The organism is Enterobacter sp. CC120223-11, from assembly GCF_900215375.1.
Classification (GTDB): domain Bacteria; phylum Pseudomonadota; class Gammaproteobacteria; order Enterobacterales; family Enterobacteriaceae; genus Scandinavium.
This window is the reverse complement of the sequence record NZ_OBEF01000003.1, coordinates 281,363-297,896: the sequence shown is the minus strand read 5'-3', so window position 1 is coordinate 297,896 and position 16,534 is coordinate 281,363. Positions and strand designations below refer to the sequence as shown.

Below are 16,534 nucleotides of genomic sequence, written 5' to 3'. Positions count from 1 at the left end.
CTAAACTAGTATCATTCCGTGAAAGGTTTCAGGACGAGATACGTATAACGATGAAAGGCAGCAAAAAATCGCGTTGGTTGAGCGCACTGGGCGTAGCGGTAATCGCTGGCGTCGCCGTGTATTACTGGCACAGCAGCAGTACGTCTGACACAGGCACCTCTGGCGCAACTCAAGGGCAGCATGCCAGTGGCGGTCGTCACGGCGGGCGCTTCAGCGGGGCGTTAGCGCCCGTTCAGGCGGCTACAGCAACCAACGAAGCCGTACCACGTTATTTAACCGGTCTGGGGACTATCACAGCGGCGAACACCGTCACGGTACACAGCCGCGTCAACGGCCAGCTGCTGGCGCTACACTTCCAGGAAGGTCAGCAGGTGAAAGCCGGCGATTTGCTGGCGGAAATCGATCCGAGTCAGTTCAAAGTGGCGCTGGCCCAGGCCCAGGGCCAGCTGGCAAAAGATAACGCCACGCTCTCCAACGCCCGACGGGATCTCGCGCGTTATCAGCAACTGGTGAAAACCAACCTCGTTTCCCGTCAGGAACTCGACACCCAACAGTCGTTAGTCACCGAAAGCCTCGGCACGGTGAAAGCCGATGAAGCCGCCGTTGCCAGTGCACAGCTGCAGCTCGACTGGACGCGCATCACCGCCCCTATCGACGGGCGTGTGGGCCTGAAACAGGTAGATATCGGCAACCAGATCTCCACCAGCGACACCACCGGCATTGTGGTGCTTACCCAAACCCATCCCATTGATCTGGTTTTCACCCTGCCCGAAAACGACATCGCAACAGTGGTTAAAGCCCAGAAAGCAGGCCAGAGCCTGACGGTGGAAGCCTGGGACCGTACCAACAAACAGAAGCTCAGCAACGGGGCATTGTTAAGCCTCGATAACCAGATCGACGCCACTACCGGCACCATCAAGCTGAAGGCACGCTTCAACAACATGGACGATGCGCTATTCCCGAACCAGTTCGTCAATGCCCGCCTGCTGGTGGATACCGAACAAAATGCGGTGGTGATCCCAACCGCCGCGCTGCAAATGGGTAACGAAGGCAACTTCGTCTGGGTACTGAACGCTGAAAATAAAGTCAGCAAACACATCGTGGTGCCGGGCATTCAGGACAGTCAGAAAGTGGTCATCAGCGATGGTTTGTCGGCAGGCGATAAGGTCGTGACCGACGGTATCGACCGTCTGACCGAAGGGGCCAAAGTGGAAGTTGTTGAAGCCCATTCCGCCACCGCCGGAGAAACGCCGACGGCTGAACAAAGCGGCAAAAAAGGAGCCCGCTCCTGATGCAAGTTTTACCTCCCGGCAATACGGGCGGCCCTTCCCGCCTGTTTATTCTGCGCCCGGTCGCCACCACGCTGATGATGGTGGCCATTATGCTCGCGGGGATCATCGGCTATCGCTTATTGCCGGTTTCCGCGCTGCCTGAGGTCGATTACCCAACAATTCAGGTGATTACGCTCTACCCGGGAGCAAGCCCGGATGTCGTGACCTCCTCCATTACCGCCCCGCTCGAGCGTCAGTTCGGGCAGATGTCCGGCCTGAAGCAGATGTCGTCCCAGAGCGCAGGCGGCGCATCCGTCGTCACGCTGCAGTTCCAGCTTGAGCTGTCGCTGGACGTTGCCGAACAGGAAGTGCAGGCCGCCATCAACGCCGCAACCAACCTGCTGCCGAACGATCTGCCAAACCCGCCGGTGTACAGCAAGGTCAACCCTGCCGATCCGCCAATCATGACGCTCGCCGTCACCTCTTCCGCCCTGCCAATGACACAGGTGGAAGACATGGTGGAAACGCGCGTGGCGCAGAAAATTTCTCAGGTTTCCGGCGTCGGCCTGGTGACGCTTGCAGGCGGTCAGCGTCCTGCGGTGCGTGTAAAATTGAATGCTCAGGCAATCGCCGCCCTGGGGCTGACCAGCGAAACCGTGCGCACTGCTATCACCAATGCTAACGTTAACTCGGCAAAAGGCAGCCTCGACGGCCCAACCCGCGCGGTCACGCTCTCCGCCAACGATCAGATGCAGTCCGCCGCCGAATACCGCAAGCTGATTATCGCTTATCAGAACGGTTCGCCCGTGCGCCTCGGTGATGTGGCCACCATTGAACAAGGTGCTGAGAACAGCTGGCTTGGCGCATGGGCCAATAAACAGCAGGCGATAGTCATGAACGTCCAGCGCCAGCCGGGCGCCAACATCATCGCCACTGCCGACAGCATTCGCCAGATGCTGCCGCAGCTGACCAGCAGCCTGCCAAAATCCGTACAGGTGAAAGTCCTCTCCGATCGCACCAACAATATCCGCGCCTCGGTCAGCGATACCCAGTTCGAACTGATGCTGGCAATTGCGCTTGTCGTCATGATTATCTACGTCTTCCTGCGCAACGTTCCGGCCACCATTATCCCCGGCGTTGCCGTGCCGCTGTCGCTCGTCGGCACCTTTGCGGTCATGGTGTTTCTTGATTTCTCTATCAACAACCTGACGTTAATGGCGCTGACCATCGCCACCGGTTTCGTGGTCGATGACGCCATCGTGGTCATCGAGAACATTTCGCGCTACATCGAAAAAGGTGAAAAGCCGATGGCGGCGGCGCTTAAGGGCGCAGGCGAAATCGGCTTTACCATTATCTCTCTGACCTTCTCGCTTATCGCGGTGCTTATCCCACTGCTGTTTATGGGCGATATCGTCGGACGCTTATTCCGCGAATTTGCCATCACCCTCGCGGTGGCCATTTTGATCTCCGCCGTGGTGTCGCTAACGCTGACGCCAATGATGTGCGCGCGCATGCTGAGCCACGAATCGCTACGCAAACAGAACCGTTTTTCCCGCGCCAGCGAGCGCTTTTTCGAACGCGTGATTGCGGCCTACGGACGTATGCTCACCAAAGTGCTGAATCACCCGTGGCTGACGCTCGGCGTGGCCCTGAGCACTCTGGCGCTGTCGATCATGCTATGGATCTTTATTCCGAAAGGCTTCTTCCCGATTCAGGATAACGGCATCATTCAGGGCACCTTACAGGCACCGCAGTCGGCATCGTTTGCCAGCATGGCCCAGCGCCAGGAACAGGTATCGGACATCATCCTGAAAGATCCGGCAGTGGAAAGCCTGACGTCCTACGTCGGCGTCGACGGTACCAACCCGGCGCTCAACAGCGCCCGCCTGCAAATCAACCTTAAGCCACTCGCCGATCGTGACGACCGAGTGCAAAAAGTGATCCGTCGTCTGCAGCACGCCGTGGACCGGGTTCCGGGCGTTGCCCTTTACCTGCAGCCGACCCAGGATCTGACCATCGACACCACCGTCAGCCGCACCCAGTACCAGTTCAGCCTGCAGGCCAACTCGCTGGATGCGCTTAGCGCTTGGGTGCCGCAGCTGATGACGGAATTGCAAAAGCTACCGCAGCTTGAGGACGTCAGCAGCGACTGGCAGGACAAGGGGCTTTCAGCCTACGTGAATGTCGATCGCGACAGCGCCAGCCGCCTTGGCATCAGCATGGCGGACGTCGATAATGCGCTCTATAACGCCTTCGGCCAGCGCCTGATTTCCACCATTTACACGCAATCAAACCAGTATCGTGTGGTGCTGGAGCATGACACCCGCGAAACGCCGGGGCTTGCGGCACTGGACAACATCCGCATCACCAGCAGCGGCGGCGGCGTTGTGCCGCTAAACGCTATCGCCAAAGTGGAAGAGCGCTTTGCGCCGCTGTCGATCAACCATCTCGATCAGTTCCCGGTGACGACCATCTCCTTTAACGTCGCGCAGGATTCATCGCTGGGCGATGCGGTTCAGGCCATCACCGATGCGGAAAAAGCGCTGAATTTCCCGACGGATATCCGCACCGAGTTTCAGGGCAGCTCACTGGCCTTCCAGGCCGCACTGGGCAGCACCGTCTGGCTGGTACTGGCTGCCGTGGTGGCGATGTATATCGTGCTTGGCATTCTGTATGAGAGCTTTATCCACCCGATCACGATTCTCTCCACCCTGCCGACCGCAGGCCTGGGCGCGTTGCTGGCGCTGTGGGTTTCGGGCAGTGAACTCGACGTGATCGCCATCATCGGCATCATTCTGCTGATCGGCATCGTGAAGAAAAACGCCATCATGATGATCGACTTTGCGCTGGCCGCTGAACGTGAACAGGGCATGCCACCGCGAGAGGCGATTTATCAGGCCTGCCTGCTGCGCTTCCGTCCGATTCTGATGACCACGCTTGCCGCCCTGCTCGGCGCACTGCCCCTGATGCTGAGTACCGGCGTCGGCGCGGAGCTGCGTCGTCCGCTGGGGATTGGCATGGTCGGCGGTCTGTTGGTGAGCCAGGTGCTGACGCTGTTCACCACCCCGGTTATCTACCTGCTGTTCGACCGCCTTTCGCTCTACCTGAAAAGCCGCCTGCCGCAGCGTGAAGAGGAGGCGTAAGTGAGGTTTTACGCCCTCTTCATTTACCGCCCTGTGGCGACGATTTTGATTTCGATCGCCATCACGCTGTGCGGCGTGCTCGGCTTCCGGCTGCTGCCGGTGGCCCCGCTACCGCAGGTGGATTACCCGGTGATTATGATCAGCGCCTCGCTGCCGGGTGCTTCGCCGGAAACCATGGCTTCGTCGGTTGCCACGCCGCTTGAGCGCTCGCTCGGCCGCATCGCCGGGGTCAATGAAATGACCTCGATGAGTTCGCTCGGCAGCACGCGCATCATTTTGCAGTTTGATTTTGACCGCGACATCAACGGCGCCGCCCGCGACGTACAGGCGGCCATCAACGCAGCGCAAAGTTTACTGCCGACAGGCATGCCCAGCCGTCCGACCTACCGCAAGGCGAACCCGTCGGATGCGCCAATCATGATCCTGACGCTGACCTCGGACACCTACTCCCAGGGCCAGCTGTACGATTACGCCTCAACGCAGCTGGCGCAGACAATTTCGCAGATTGACGGCGTAGGCGATGTGGACGTAGGCGGCAGTTCCCTGCCCGCAGTGCGCGTAGACCTGAATCCCCAGGCGCTGTTTAACCAGGGGGTATCGCTGGACGCGGTGCGCACCGCTATCAGCAACGCCAACGTCCGCAACCCGCAGGGCTCGATTGAGGACAGCAGCCAGCGCTGGCAGCTCGCTACCAACGATGAGCTGAAAACCGCCGCCGAATACAAGCCGTTGATTATCCATTACAACAACGGTGCTTCGGTGCGCCTGAGCGACGTCGCCAACGTCACCGATTCCGTACAGGACGTGCGCAACGCCGGGATGACCAACGCCAAACCGGCCATTTTGCTGATGATCCGCAAGCTACCGGAAGCCAACATCATTCAGACGGTGGACGCCATTCGCGCCCGACTGCCGGAGCTGAAAGAGACCATTCCGGCGGCCATCGACCTGCAAATTGCTCAGGACCGTTCGCCAACCATCCGCGCCTCGCTTGAAGAAGTGGAACAGACGCTGGTGATTTCAGTCGCGCTGGTGATTCTGGTGGTGTTCCTGTTCCTGCGATCGGGTCGCGCAACGTTGATCCCCGCCGTGGCCGTGCCGGTATCGCTGGTTGGCACCTTTGCTGCGATGTATCTCTGCGGATTCAGCCTGAATAACCTGTCGCTCATGGCGTTAACCATTGCCACGGGTTTTGTGGTGGATGATGCCATCGTGGTGCTGGAAAACATCTCCCGCCACGTGGAAGCCGGAATGAAACCGATGCAGGCCGCGCTGCAGGGGAGCCGCGAAGTGGGCTTTACCGTGCTGTCGATGAGCGTTTCGCTGGTCGCCGTGTTCCTGCCACTGCTGCTGATGGGCGGCCTGCCGGGAAGGCTGCTGCGTGAATTTGCGGTGACGCTTTCCGTCGCCATCGGCATTTCGCTCGCCGTGTCGCTCACGCTCACGCCGATGATGTGCGGCTGGATGCTCAAATCCTCCCGCAAGCATCAGCCAACGCGGGACCGTGGCTTCGGGCGCGTCCTGGTTGCAATGCAGCGCGGCTACGGCAAATCCCTCAAATGGGTGCTGAACCATTCACGCCTGGTAGGCGTGGTATTGCTCGGCACCATCGCCCTGAACGTCTGGCTCTATATTTCCATTCCGAAAACCTTCTTCCCGGAGCAGGACACCGGGGTGGTGATGGGCAATATTCAGGCGGATCAGAGCATCTCTTTCCAGGCAATGCGCGGCAAGCTTCAGGACTTCATGAAAATCATTCGTGAAGACAAGGCGGTGGATAACGTCACAGGCTTTACCGGCGGTTCACGCGTCAACAGCGGGATGATGTTTATCACCCTGAAGCCGCGCGACGAGCGCAATGAAACGGCGCAGCAGGTCATCGACAGGCTACGTAAAAAACTCGCCAAAGAGCCCGGAGCGAACCTGTTTTTAATGGCTGTGCAGGATATCCGCGTTGGCGGACGGCAGGCCAATGCGGGCTATCAGTACACGCTGCTGTCGGACAACCTGGCCGATTTGCGTGAATGGGCACCCAAAATCACGACCGCGCTCTCGAAGCTGCCAGAGCTTGCCGATGTGAACTCCGATCAGCAGAACAACGGTGCGGAAATGGATCTGGTATATGACCGGGAGACCATGTCCCGTCTCGGTATCAGCGTCGAAGATGCCAACAGCCTGCTGAACAACGCCTTCGGTCAGCGACAAATCTCCACCATTTACCAGCCGCTGAATCAGTACAAGGTGGTGATGGAAGTCGACCCGGTTTATACCCAGGACATCAGCGCCCTTAATCAGATGTTTGTGATTAACAGCGAAGGAAAAACCATTCCGCTCTCTTACTTTGCGAAATGGCAGCCGGCTAACGCGCCGCTCTCCGTTAACCATCAGGGCTTGTCGGCGGCCTCGACCATCTCCTTCAACCTACCGACGGGCAAATCCCTGTCGGAGGCGAGCGATGCCATCGAAAGAACGATGACGCAGCTTGGCGTGCCGCAGACCGTTCGCGGCAGCTTCGCCGGTACAGCGCAGGTGTTCCAGCAGACCATGAACTCTCAGGTTATCCTGATTATTGCGGCGATCCTGACGGTCTATATCGTGCTGGGGATGCTGTATGAGAGCTACGTTCATCCGCTGACGATCCTCTCTACCCTGCCCTCTGCGGGCGTCGGCGCGCTGCTGGCACTGGAGCTGTTCGGCGCGCCGTTCAGCCTGATCGCACTGATTGGTATCATGCTGCTGATTGGCATCGTGAAGAAGAACGCCATCATGATGGTCGACTTTGCACTCGATGCGCAGCGCAACGGTAACCTGGCGCCGGAAGAGGCGATTTTCCAGGCCTGCCTGCTGCGCTTCAGGCCGATCATGATGACCACTCTGGCCGCACTGTTTGGTGCTTTGCCGCTGGTGCTTTCCGGCGGAGACGGCTCCGAGTTGCGCCAGCCGCTGGGAATTACCATCGTCGGCGGTCTGGTGATGAGCCAGCTGCTGACGCTGTACACCACGCCGGTGGTTTATCTGTTCTTCGACCGTCTGCGGCTGCGCTTTACGCGTAAATCTCATCAACCGGTAGCTGAGTAACTATGGAAGATCTGCCCGCCAGCGTGCGCTGGCAACTGTGGATTGTGGCGTTTGGCTTCTTTATGCAGGCGCTCGACACCACCATCGTCAACACTGCCCTGCCCTCAATGGCGAAAAGCCTCGGGGAGAGCCCGCTGCACATGCATATGGTGGTGGTCGCCTACGTGCTGACGGTGGCCGTAATGCTGCCCGCCAGCGGCTGGCTGGCGGACAGGGTCGGCGTGCGCAACATCTTTTTCACCGCCATCGTGCTGTTCACCGTCGGTTCGGTGTTCTGCGCCGGGGCAAACACGCTTAACGAACTGATTATGGCCCGCGTGGTTCAGGGCGTGGGCGGCGCAATGATGGTGCCCGTGGGCAGATTAACAGTGATGAAAATCGTGCCGCGCGAGCAATATATGGCAGCGATGACGTTCGTCACGATCCCGGGCCAGGTGGGGCCGCTGGTTGGCCCTGCACTCGGCGGTATTTTGGTGGAGTACGCTTCCTGGCACTGGATCTTCCTGATTAACATTCCGGTCGGTATCGTCGGGGCCATCGCCACCCTGTGGCTGATGCCGAACTACACCCTGCAAACCCGACGCTTTGATATCTCCGGTTTCGTGCTACTGGCGCTGGGTATGGCGACGCTAACCCTGGCGCTTGATGGCCAGAAAGGGCTTGGGATCTCGCCGCTGATGCTTGCCGGGCTGGTCACAACGGGCGTGCTGGCGCTGCTGTGGTATCTGTGGCACGCCCGCAGCAATGAGAATGCGCTGTTCAGCCTGAATCTGTTCAAAACCCACACCTTCTCGCTGGGCCTGGCGGGCAGCTTCGCCGGGCGCATCGGCAGCGGCATGTTGCCGTTTATGACGCCGGTTTTCCTGCAAATTGGCCTCGGCTTTTCGCCCTTCCACGCCGGGCTGATGATGGTCCCGATGGTGCTCGGCAGCATGGGGATGAAGCGTATCGTAGTGCAGGTGGTGAATCACTTTGGCTATCGCCGGGTGCTGATTTGCGCCACGCTCGGGCTTGCAGCCGTCAGCCTATTGTTTATGGCAGTGGCGCTGATGGGCTGGTACTGGCTGCTGCCGCTGGTGCTGTTCCTGCAAGGAATGATCAACTCCAGCCGCTTCTCCTCAATGAATACCCTGACGCTGAAGGATCTTCCGGACGACCTCGCCAGCAGCGGCAACAGCATGCTGTCGATGGTGATGCAGCTGTCGATGAGTATCGGCGTGACGGTGGCAGGCCTGCTACTTGGCATGTACGGCCAGCACCATATCAGCGTCGACAGCGCGGTTTCCCATCAGGTCTTTTTATACACCTACCTCAGCATGGCGGCGATTATCGCGCTTCCGGCGTTAATTTTCGCCCGCGTGCCTGACGACATCAGCAAAAACGTCATTATTGCCCGACGCAAAAGGAGCGAGCCGTGAAAATCTGGCGCCCCGGCATTACCGCGAAGTTATTTCTCGCCATTCTCACCACCTGTATCGTGCTGCTGATCAGCATGCACTGGGCGGTGCGCCTGAGCTTTGAGCACGGTTTTATCGACTACATCAAGCGCGGCAACGAGCAGCGTTTGCAGCTGTTAAGCGATGCGCTGGCGGAACAGTACGCCACACACAATAACAACTGGCGCTTCCTGCGCGGCAACGACCGCTTTGTGTTTCAGATCCTGCGCTCGTTTGAGCATGACGGCCCCGATGATAGACGCGGCCCGGGACCTGGCCCGGACGATCGTCGCGGTCCGCCTGAAATGCCCCCCCACGGCTGGCGCACGCAGTTCTGGGTTGTCGATCAGAATGCCAAAGTGCTGGTAGGCCCACGCTCGCCGGTGCCGAAGGACGGCACGCGTCGGGGCATCCTTGTAAACGGCATTGAAGTGGGTGCGGTTATCGCCTCCCCTGTGGAAAGGCTGACCCGCAACACCGACATCAATTTCGACCGCCAGCAGCGGCGCACCAGCTGGCTGATTGTTGCCCTGGCAACGTTACTGACCGCACTCGCCACCTTCCCGCTCGCCCGCGGCCTTCTGGCGCCAGTCAAACGCTTGGTGGAAGGCACTCACCGACTTGCCGCCGGGGATTTTTCCACTCGGGTGACGGCTACGGGGGCCGATGAGTTGGGCCGTCTGGCGCAGGACTTTAACCAGTTGGCGAGCACGCTCGAGCGTAACCAGCAGATGCGCCGTGACTTTATGGCCGACATTTCTCATGAGCTGCGCACCCCGCTGGCGGTGCTGCGCGGCGAGCTGGAAGCCATTCAGGACGGCGTGCGGAAATTCACGCCGGAATCCGTTGCATCGTTGCAGGCTGAGGTGGGCACACTGACCAAACTGGTGGACGATCTGCATCAGCTTTCCATGTCTGACGAAGGCGCGCTGGCCTACCAGAAGGCTTCACTCGACATTATTTCCCTGCTGGAAATGGCGGCAGGTGCGTTCCGCGAGCGTTTCGCCAGCCGCGGCCTGAATATCAGCCTAAAGCTGCCAGAGCGCGCGATGGTCTTTGGCGACCGGGACCGGCTGATGCAGCTGTTTAACAACCTGCTGGAAAACAGCCTGCGTTACACCGACTCCGGTGGACAGCTGCAAATTTCTGCCGAGAAAACCGGTCATAACCTTACGCTCACCTTCGCCGACAGCGCGCCGGGCGTGACCGATGAACAGCTGCAAATGCTCTGCGAGCGCTTCTATCGCACCGAAGGCTCGCGTAACCGCGCCAGCGGCGGATCGGGACTGGGCCTCGCCATCTGCGTAAACATCGTTGCCGCCCACGGCGGACAGCTGCGCGCCCTGCATTCGCCTTTTGGCGGGGTTAGCATTAAAGTAGATTTACCTCTGGACCGCGACTTACCAGGAGCCGTATGACCGAATTACCCATTAATGATAAAACCCCGCGCATCCTGATTGTTGAGGACGAGCCAAAACTGGGTCAGCTGTTGATAGATTACCTGCTGGCCGCCAACTACGCGCCGACGCTGATTAACCACGGCGACAAGGTACTGAGCTATGTTCATCAGACGCCTCCGGACCTGATCCTGCTCGATTTGATGCTGCCAGGCACCGACGGTCTGACGCTGTGCCGTGAAATCCGCCGCTTCTCGGAAGTGCCGATCGTCATGGTCACCGCCAAAATCGAAGAGATTGACCGCCTGCTCGGGCTGGAGATTGGCGCAGACGATTACATCTGCAAGCCCTACAGCCCGCGTGAAGTGGTGGCGCGCGTGAAAACAATTCTGCGTCGCTGCCGCCCGCATCGGGATCTTCAGGCACTGGATGCCGAAAGTCCGCTGATTGTCGATGAAAGCCGCTTCCAGGCCTCCTGGCGCAACAAACTGCTGGACTTAACCCCCGCAGAATTTCGCCTGCTGAAAACGCTCTCCCAGGAGCCGGGCAAAGTGTTTTCGCGTGAACAGCTGCTCAATCATCTGTATGACGATTACCGTGTCGTGACAGACCGCACCATCGACAGCCACATCAAAAACCTGCGCCGCAAGCTCGAGGCGCAAGATGCCGAGCAGTCGTTTATTCGCGCGGTTTACGGCGTGGGATATCGCTGGGAGGCGGATTCCTGCCGTCTGGCTTAATTTCCTCTCGCCCCGACTCTCTCCCCAAAGGGGCGAGGGTGAAAATCGACTCACTTTATGCTCGATCGGTTCCCTCTCTCTTCCAGGGAGAGGGTTAGGGAGAGGGTAAAAACCACCAGGGTTTACTCCACTTCCCCATAGCGCTACAATTCCCGCCCTTAATGTAGGGGAACCTCCCCGCCCGCTCCACCCAGTGAGCGAGTCTGACCTGTCATCAGAACGAGAAAATCATGTTTAAACCGGAACTCCTTTCCCCGGCGGGAACGCTGCAAAATATGCGTTACGCTTTCGCCTATGGTGCCGATGCTGTTTACGCGGGCCAGCCGCGTTACTCTCTGCGCGTGCGCAATAACGAATTCAACCACGAGAATTTGCAGCAGGGCATTAACGAAGCCCATGAGCTCGGTAAAAAATTCTACGTCGTGGTAAACATTGCGCCGCATAACGCCAAGCTGAAAACGTTTATTCGCGACCTGCAGCCGGTAGTGGAAATGGGGCCGGATGCGCTGATTATGTCCGATCCGGGCCTGATTATGCTGGTGCGTGAGCACTTCCCGCAGATGGATGTTCACCTCTCCGTACAGGCGAACGCCGTCAACTGGGCAACGGTGAAGTTCTGGAAACAGATGGGCCTGACCCGCGTGATCCTCTCCCGCGAGCTGTCGCTGGAAGAAATCGAAGAAATCCGCACCCAGGTGCCGGACATGGAAATTGAAATTTTCGTTCACGGCGCACTGTGCATGGCCTACTCCGGCCGCTGCCTGCTTTCCGGCTACATCAACAAGCGCGACCCGAACCAGGGCACCTGCACCAACGCCTGCCGCTGGGAATATAACGTCCAGGAAGGCAAAGAGGACGATATCGGCAACATCGTGCACAAGCATGAGCCGATTCCGGTGCAGAACGTTGAGCCAACGCTTGGCGAAGGCCAGCCGACCGACAGCGTCTTTATGATTGAAGAAGCCAAACGTCCGGGCGAATACATGACCGCCTTCGAAGACGAACACGGCACCTACATCATGAACTCCAAAGACTTGCGCGCCATCGCGCACGTGGAGCGCCTGACGCAAATGGGCGTGCATTCGCTGAAAATTGAAGGCCGCACGAAATCCTACTACTACTGCGCCCGTACCGCACAGGTGTACCGCAAGGCCATTGACGATGCCGCCGCCGGTAAACCGTTCGATACCACGCTGCTGGAAACCCTCGAAGGGCTGGCGCACCGCGGCTACACGGAAGGCTTCCTGCGTCGTCACACCCACGACAGCTACCAGAACTACGAACATGGCTATTCCGTTTCCGAGCGCCAGCAGTTTGTCGGTGACTTCACCGGCGAGCGCAAAGGCAATCTCGCGGCCGTAGCGGTGAAAAACAAGTTCCTCAAAGGCGACAGCCTGGAGTTAATGACCCCCCAGGGCAACGTGAACTTCGTGCTGGAACACATGGAAAACAGCAAAGGCCAGCCGACGGATGTCGCGCCAGGCGATGGTCACACGGTATGGATCCCGGTGCCGGAGGAGATTGGCCTCGATTACGCGCTGCTGATGCGTAACTTCGTCGGTCAACAAACCACCGTCAATCCTCACGCTAAGTGATTAAGCAGGGTTATTTTTTCGCGCTGGGAAAATTCTTAGAATTTGATCACATACCGCTCCGCTTGATGAGGGTATTATCCAAGGCGCTGAAAAACATAACCCATAAATGCTAGCTGTACCAGGAACCACCTCCTTAGCCTGCGTAATCTCCCTTACGCGGGCTTATTTTTTACCTATAGCATATTGAAATAAAAGGATTTATTTCAGGTTACGTCCACACAGTGACCACATCGCTACGAGAAGCCCAGCATTTGCGGGGCTTTTTTATTTTTCATTATGTTATGGATCAATTGGCCTTGCTGCTCACATTTGTCATGATTTGAGCGTCTGCTGAGAGCGAAGAGCAGAAGTCCGTAGTTGAGTCACCATGAATCTTGCTAGCAATGCCGTGTGTCAATCAACTGGGAACAAGCCAATAAAGGTAAAAAATCAGGAGAATAAAACAATCCCTATTATAATGTACTCATAGTACCCTCATCCAAGTGATAAAACATGAGAACTACACTGCTTTTGCTAATGGTAATGATTATATCTCCCTCCTCCGGACATGCATCCTCCCCCCCTCTTAGCGATGATGCAATCACAACTAATATGAGTGTACTTAAATACAACGGAGAAAGTGGAAAACCATTTATAGAAATAAAATCACGTGATCCTGGTAAGTTAGTTGAAGGTGGTTCATCATTGACCGGCCATGTAATGATATATACTGGCATAGAAGCTATTGATGGAACTAGACTTTATACAGGAGTAGCAGGGTTTTACCCTGATGATGTAAAGGGTTATAAGGATGTTATTAATGACATTTATTCATCTAGAGGTGAAGTGAAGTTCACCTATAATGACTTGCAAACAAATAAAACTTTTTTTGCATACGTTACAGATAAACAACTGTCGTTGGTAAGATATATCATTAGCAATCAGACTAAGTATACCCTTTGGAAAGACAATTGTGTAGGAATGCAAATGACAATTGCTCATGCAATTGGTTTGAATTTGAAAGAACGCGGTACTTATATTGATTTCACCACTCCCGGTGCATTAGTTGATATGCTGAATAAAAACAATAGCGAGACATCAGCCTTAGATTATGCAAAAGGAGAGTTACAACGTATGAAGTCAGAACGAGAAAAAGCTGTAGCTGAGACAAAAGTCTATTTTCCTAATGGTGAAGAGCATACGACTCATCCCCCTCCAGGAGTTGCAGGGGCTGCTGGTGGAGGAGGTGATTTGAATAATCCTGCTAACAGGGCTGGGGAAGGAAGTCACTTCCCTGGAAACCATGCTGGTGTTGATTCTGGCGGGGCAGGAAGTGGCAGTAGCGCATCGGGCATAAAAAAATCATCAGATGGGGGTAATAACAATGGCGGCAACTTCATCATGTGTCTCGACAATTACTCTGTGTGCTCTTAGTTTTTGTTGTTTATTTTCGGTTGGATCGTATGCTGAGAAGGTTTATCCGCCAGGTTGCAACCAGTATAATTGGAGCTCATGTTCTTCTACTTCATCTGGCATTAGCGCGTGTCCTGCATTTGATAGCACTGTTTCTTGGACTAATTATCTTGCTGGTGTGATAAATGGGCGTGAGTATACGGGATACCCCAGAGCAAGCGTAGTATTTAAGTATGGCAGGGAAGCTGAGAGGTACTATGTTGATAAGTATTTTAAGTTTTCTAATACGCGCTCAACAATAGGGATTCTCCCTGGCATTAATATTGGTAACGTTCGCACAGGAAAATGTTATACCATACAATATAGAAATAAATCTTCCAATCCTCCGCACGGATATAGTTCTCAGGTAAACATGATGCTTGATAGTAATCATCCAAATGTAGCGTTGCTTCAGGTGAAAGAAGGGTTACCGGGCAACCCATTAGATGGAGAAATAAACGTAGATGGTGTTATTCTGAAGTTCAATGATGCTGGAGAAGTTCTAAATTTTGACGGAATAAGAGTCGGACAGTTACAATGTTTTTTGCAAGTGGATTGCTCTGGGTATGCAACCGAATCGGATAATTTTCGAAATTTATTTGGGAATTAGAAATATTATTATTTTGCACGAGCGATTGCCAGGTCATCATATTGGGGTAAGTTTGGGAAACGGAAATTAATGTACGTTTAGAGAAGAAATTAACCATCTCTGAAAGGTAACTGATTGATTTGTCGTCATCGGCTATCACTTTTCATTTTTTGCATTCATAGTGTCGCATCTAGGTTATCTCATTACTCCGACATACCAGCCAAGCGGGTTATAGCGTGGGAGTACGCCCTATCGCGACAGGTAAGTCTGTTCGAAAAACAGCCTTTCCGTACAATAATTCTCCATATCCAAACTGACCCCTGCTCTATTAACTCTGTTGGGCTAAATATAAACTGATACCTAAAAACCATCTAAGTTATGAATGATTGCGTACAGGAGATTATACCTGATGTCTCTCAAACGCCAGCTTCCGGCACTTTGCTGACACTTCCTCCAGGTCAAATTATCACCATAACAATATGAGAACAAAAAGAAAGACCTCTCAATTTCGAGGTCTTTCTTTCACATCCAGGCTATTTGCTGCTGCCCTGTCGATGTCGGGTGAGGTAGCGCCGGTGTTACTTCGCCAGGCTTAACAATGTAGCGCTCGACCGTCTCGGTCGTGACGAACGTGCAGCTGCAATTGATATTGGTGCACTGGTGGTAACGCTCTTTTGTCGTGTCAGTAAAGTAGCGACTTGTACGGGCATGGACGGCTGTATGGCATAACGGACAATGGAACATTTCTGACACCTCACCTTATTGATTCAATGTCTGCATTTTACTCATTAAACTAATATAAAACAAATAGATACACTTAATTCATCACTCATCCGTTTCCGCTTCATACTCCACATCCGAAAGCCTCACCTCAAGCTCTACGCCCGTCGTGAAGCCATTATTATTGACACTGTGCGTCACCTTACTGATTAACCACGGCTGCTCGTCTATGACGCGCTTAAAGCCTGACACCTTCACCGGCATTTCAGGGTAAATATCCTCGCGCCCGGTAGCCAGGCTGATTGAAAACTCAGCGACGCCACGTTGCAATTTATCCCACTTCGCCTGAGCCGCACGAATGGCCTGCGCCTTTGATGCGTAAATCGTGGTCAGGGCGAAAACGTTGTCAGCCTCCCCTGCCATATATTCACCCTCGCGGGCTTCCTGCTCTTTCTGCTTTTTGGCCTTTGTCGCCTGGCCAACGGGTTTAGAGTTTGGATGCTGGAGCGCACGGAGGTGTTTCTCTTTTGGCTTGCGCTTGAGCCTCACCTTCTGCGCCTGCTTCTCGGGCTTCGGGTCTTTGGTATGCAGCCATTTCGCCGTCACGCCGGTATACGCGCCACGGTCAGCAATCGCGAACTGATGCCGGTCGCCGCTGCTGCGCTCAATGGTGATTTGTGGGATGTCGGCTTTAATCAGTACGACCGGTCCCGTGGCGGTGATGGACTTTTTTGCGGTGACGTCTGCGGTGGTAATACCGGAAACGCGCAGCGCCCCACCTTCAGGCTCGTACTCAATGACCGCGCCATCAGGAAAGGCGATGTGAAACGCGTCGGCAGACGCCGAAGGAGCCGGGTAGTCATCAGAGAAAATGGCAGGCAGCACAAAGGCGGTATCGAGCTCACCGCCAATGGCGATAATGAGCACCTGCTCCCCAACGGAGGGAGCCCACCATGCGCGCGAGCGCCCGGCGCGGGCAGTCAGCCACTGAAGCCAGTCGGTAACGATGCCACCGGTCTGCACGCGACAGCGCCCTGCATCGAGGTCAGTTTCGGTAATGACGCCTGTGCGGATCATGTTTCGTAGCAGGGGCAGAATGTCCTGAAGAGTGTGTTGTGTTTTCATGCAGCAAAG

At 55.8% G+C, this 16,534-nt stretch carries 11 protein-coding genes; 9 read left to right on the top strand and 2 right to left on the bottom strand.

Annotated features, from left to right (window positions below; genetic code table 11):
- Positions 1–50: 50 nt before the first annotated feature.
- The 9 genes from CRO87_RS05465 to CRO87_RS22485 all read left to right on the top strand — a co-directional run bounded on the left by CRO87_RS05465 (position 51) and on the right by CRO87_RS22485 (position 14,701).
- Complete coding sequence (locus CRO87_RS05465) at positions 51–1,292, top strand: MdtA/MuxA family multidrug efflux RND transporter periplasmic adaptor subunit (protein ID WP_141398671.1); 1,242 nt, start codon at positions 51–53, stop codon at positions 1,290–1,292.
- Positions 1,292–4,414, top strand: coding sequence for an MdtB/MuxB family multidrug efflux RND transporter permease subunit (locus CRO87_RS05460; RefSeq protein WP_097161911.1), 3,123 nt, complete (start codon positions 1,292–1,294; stop codon positions 4,412–4,414). The genes CRO87_RS05465 and CRO87_RS05460 overlap by 1 nt, the downstream gene beginning before the upstream one ends.
- Entirely contained in the window at positions 4,415–7,492 is a 3,078-nt protein-coding gene (gene mdtC / locus CRO87_RS05455; RefSeq protein ID WP_097161910.1) for a multidrug efflux RND transporter permease subunit MdtC, read from the top strand.
- Positions 7,493–7,494: 2 nt separating this feature from the next.
- Positions 7,495–8,910, top strand: a complete 1,416-nt coding sequence (locus tag CRO87_RS05450) for an MFS transporter (RefSeq protein ID WP_097161909.1) — start codon at positions 7,495–7,497, stop codon at positions 8,908–8,910.
- The gene (gene baeS / locus CRO87_RS05445) at positions 8,907–10,346 is read left to right on the top strand and encodes a two-component system sensor histidine kinase BaeS (RefSeq protein ID WP_097161908.1); all 1,440 of its coding nucleotides are present in this window, start codon (positions 8,907–8,909) and stop codon (positions 10,344–10,346) included. Before CRO87_RS05450 ends, baeS begins: the two co-directional genes overlap by 4 nt.
- The gene (gene baeR, locus CRO87_RS05440) at positions 10,343–11,065 is read left to right on the top strand and encodes a two-component system response regulator BaeR (protein ID WP_097161907.1); all 723 of its coding nucleotides are present in this window, start codon (positions 10,343–10,345) and stop codon (positions 11,063–11,065) included. Before baeS ends, baeR begins: the two co-directional genes overlap by 4 nt.
- Positions 11,066–11,295: 230 nt before the next feature.
- The gene (yegQ, locus tag CRO87_RS05435) at positions 11,296–12,660 is read left to right on the top strand and encodes a tRNA 5-hydroxyuridine modification protein YegQ (protein WP_097161906.1); all 1,365 of its coding nucleotides are present in this window, start codon (positions 11,296–11,298) and stop codon (positions 12,658–12,660) included.
- A 492-nt stretch (positions 12,661–13,152) separates the two neighbouring features.
- The gene (locus CRO87_RS22490) at positions 13,153–14,073 is read left to right on the top strand and encodes a hypothetical protein (protein ID WP_141398670.1); all 921 of its coding nucleotides are present in this window, start codon (positions 13,153–13,155) and stop codon (positions 14,071–14,073) included.
- Between the two features lie 391 nt (positions 14,074–14,464).
- The gene (locus tag CRO87_RS22485; RefSeq protein ID WP_141398669.1) at positions 14,465–14,701 is read left to right on the top strand and encodes a hypothetical protein; all 237 of its coding nucleotides are present in this window, start codon (positions 14,465–14,467) and stop codon (positions 14,699–14,701) included.
- 501 nt (positions 14,702–15,202) lie between these two features.
- On the opposite strand, the gene CRO87_RS05430 is transcribed toward CRO87_RS22485, so the two are convergent.
- Positions 15,203–15,424: a DNA-binding transcriptional regulator gene (locus CRO87_RS05430; RefSeq protein WP_097161905.1), complete on the bottom strand. Its 222-nt coding sequence runs from the start codon at positions 15,422–15,424 to the stop codon at positions 15,203–15,205.
- Between the two features lie 81 nt (positions 15,425–15,505).
- Positions 15,506–16,525 carry a phage baseplate assembly protein V gene (locus tag CRO87_RS05425; RefSeq protein WP_097161904.1) on the bottom strand — a complete coding sequence of 340 codons (1,020 nt, stop codon included), beginning with the start codon at positions 16,523–16,525 and terminating at the stop codon, positions 15,506–15,508.
- Positions 16,526–16,534: the final 9 nt, after the last annotated feature.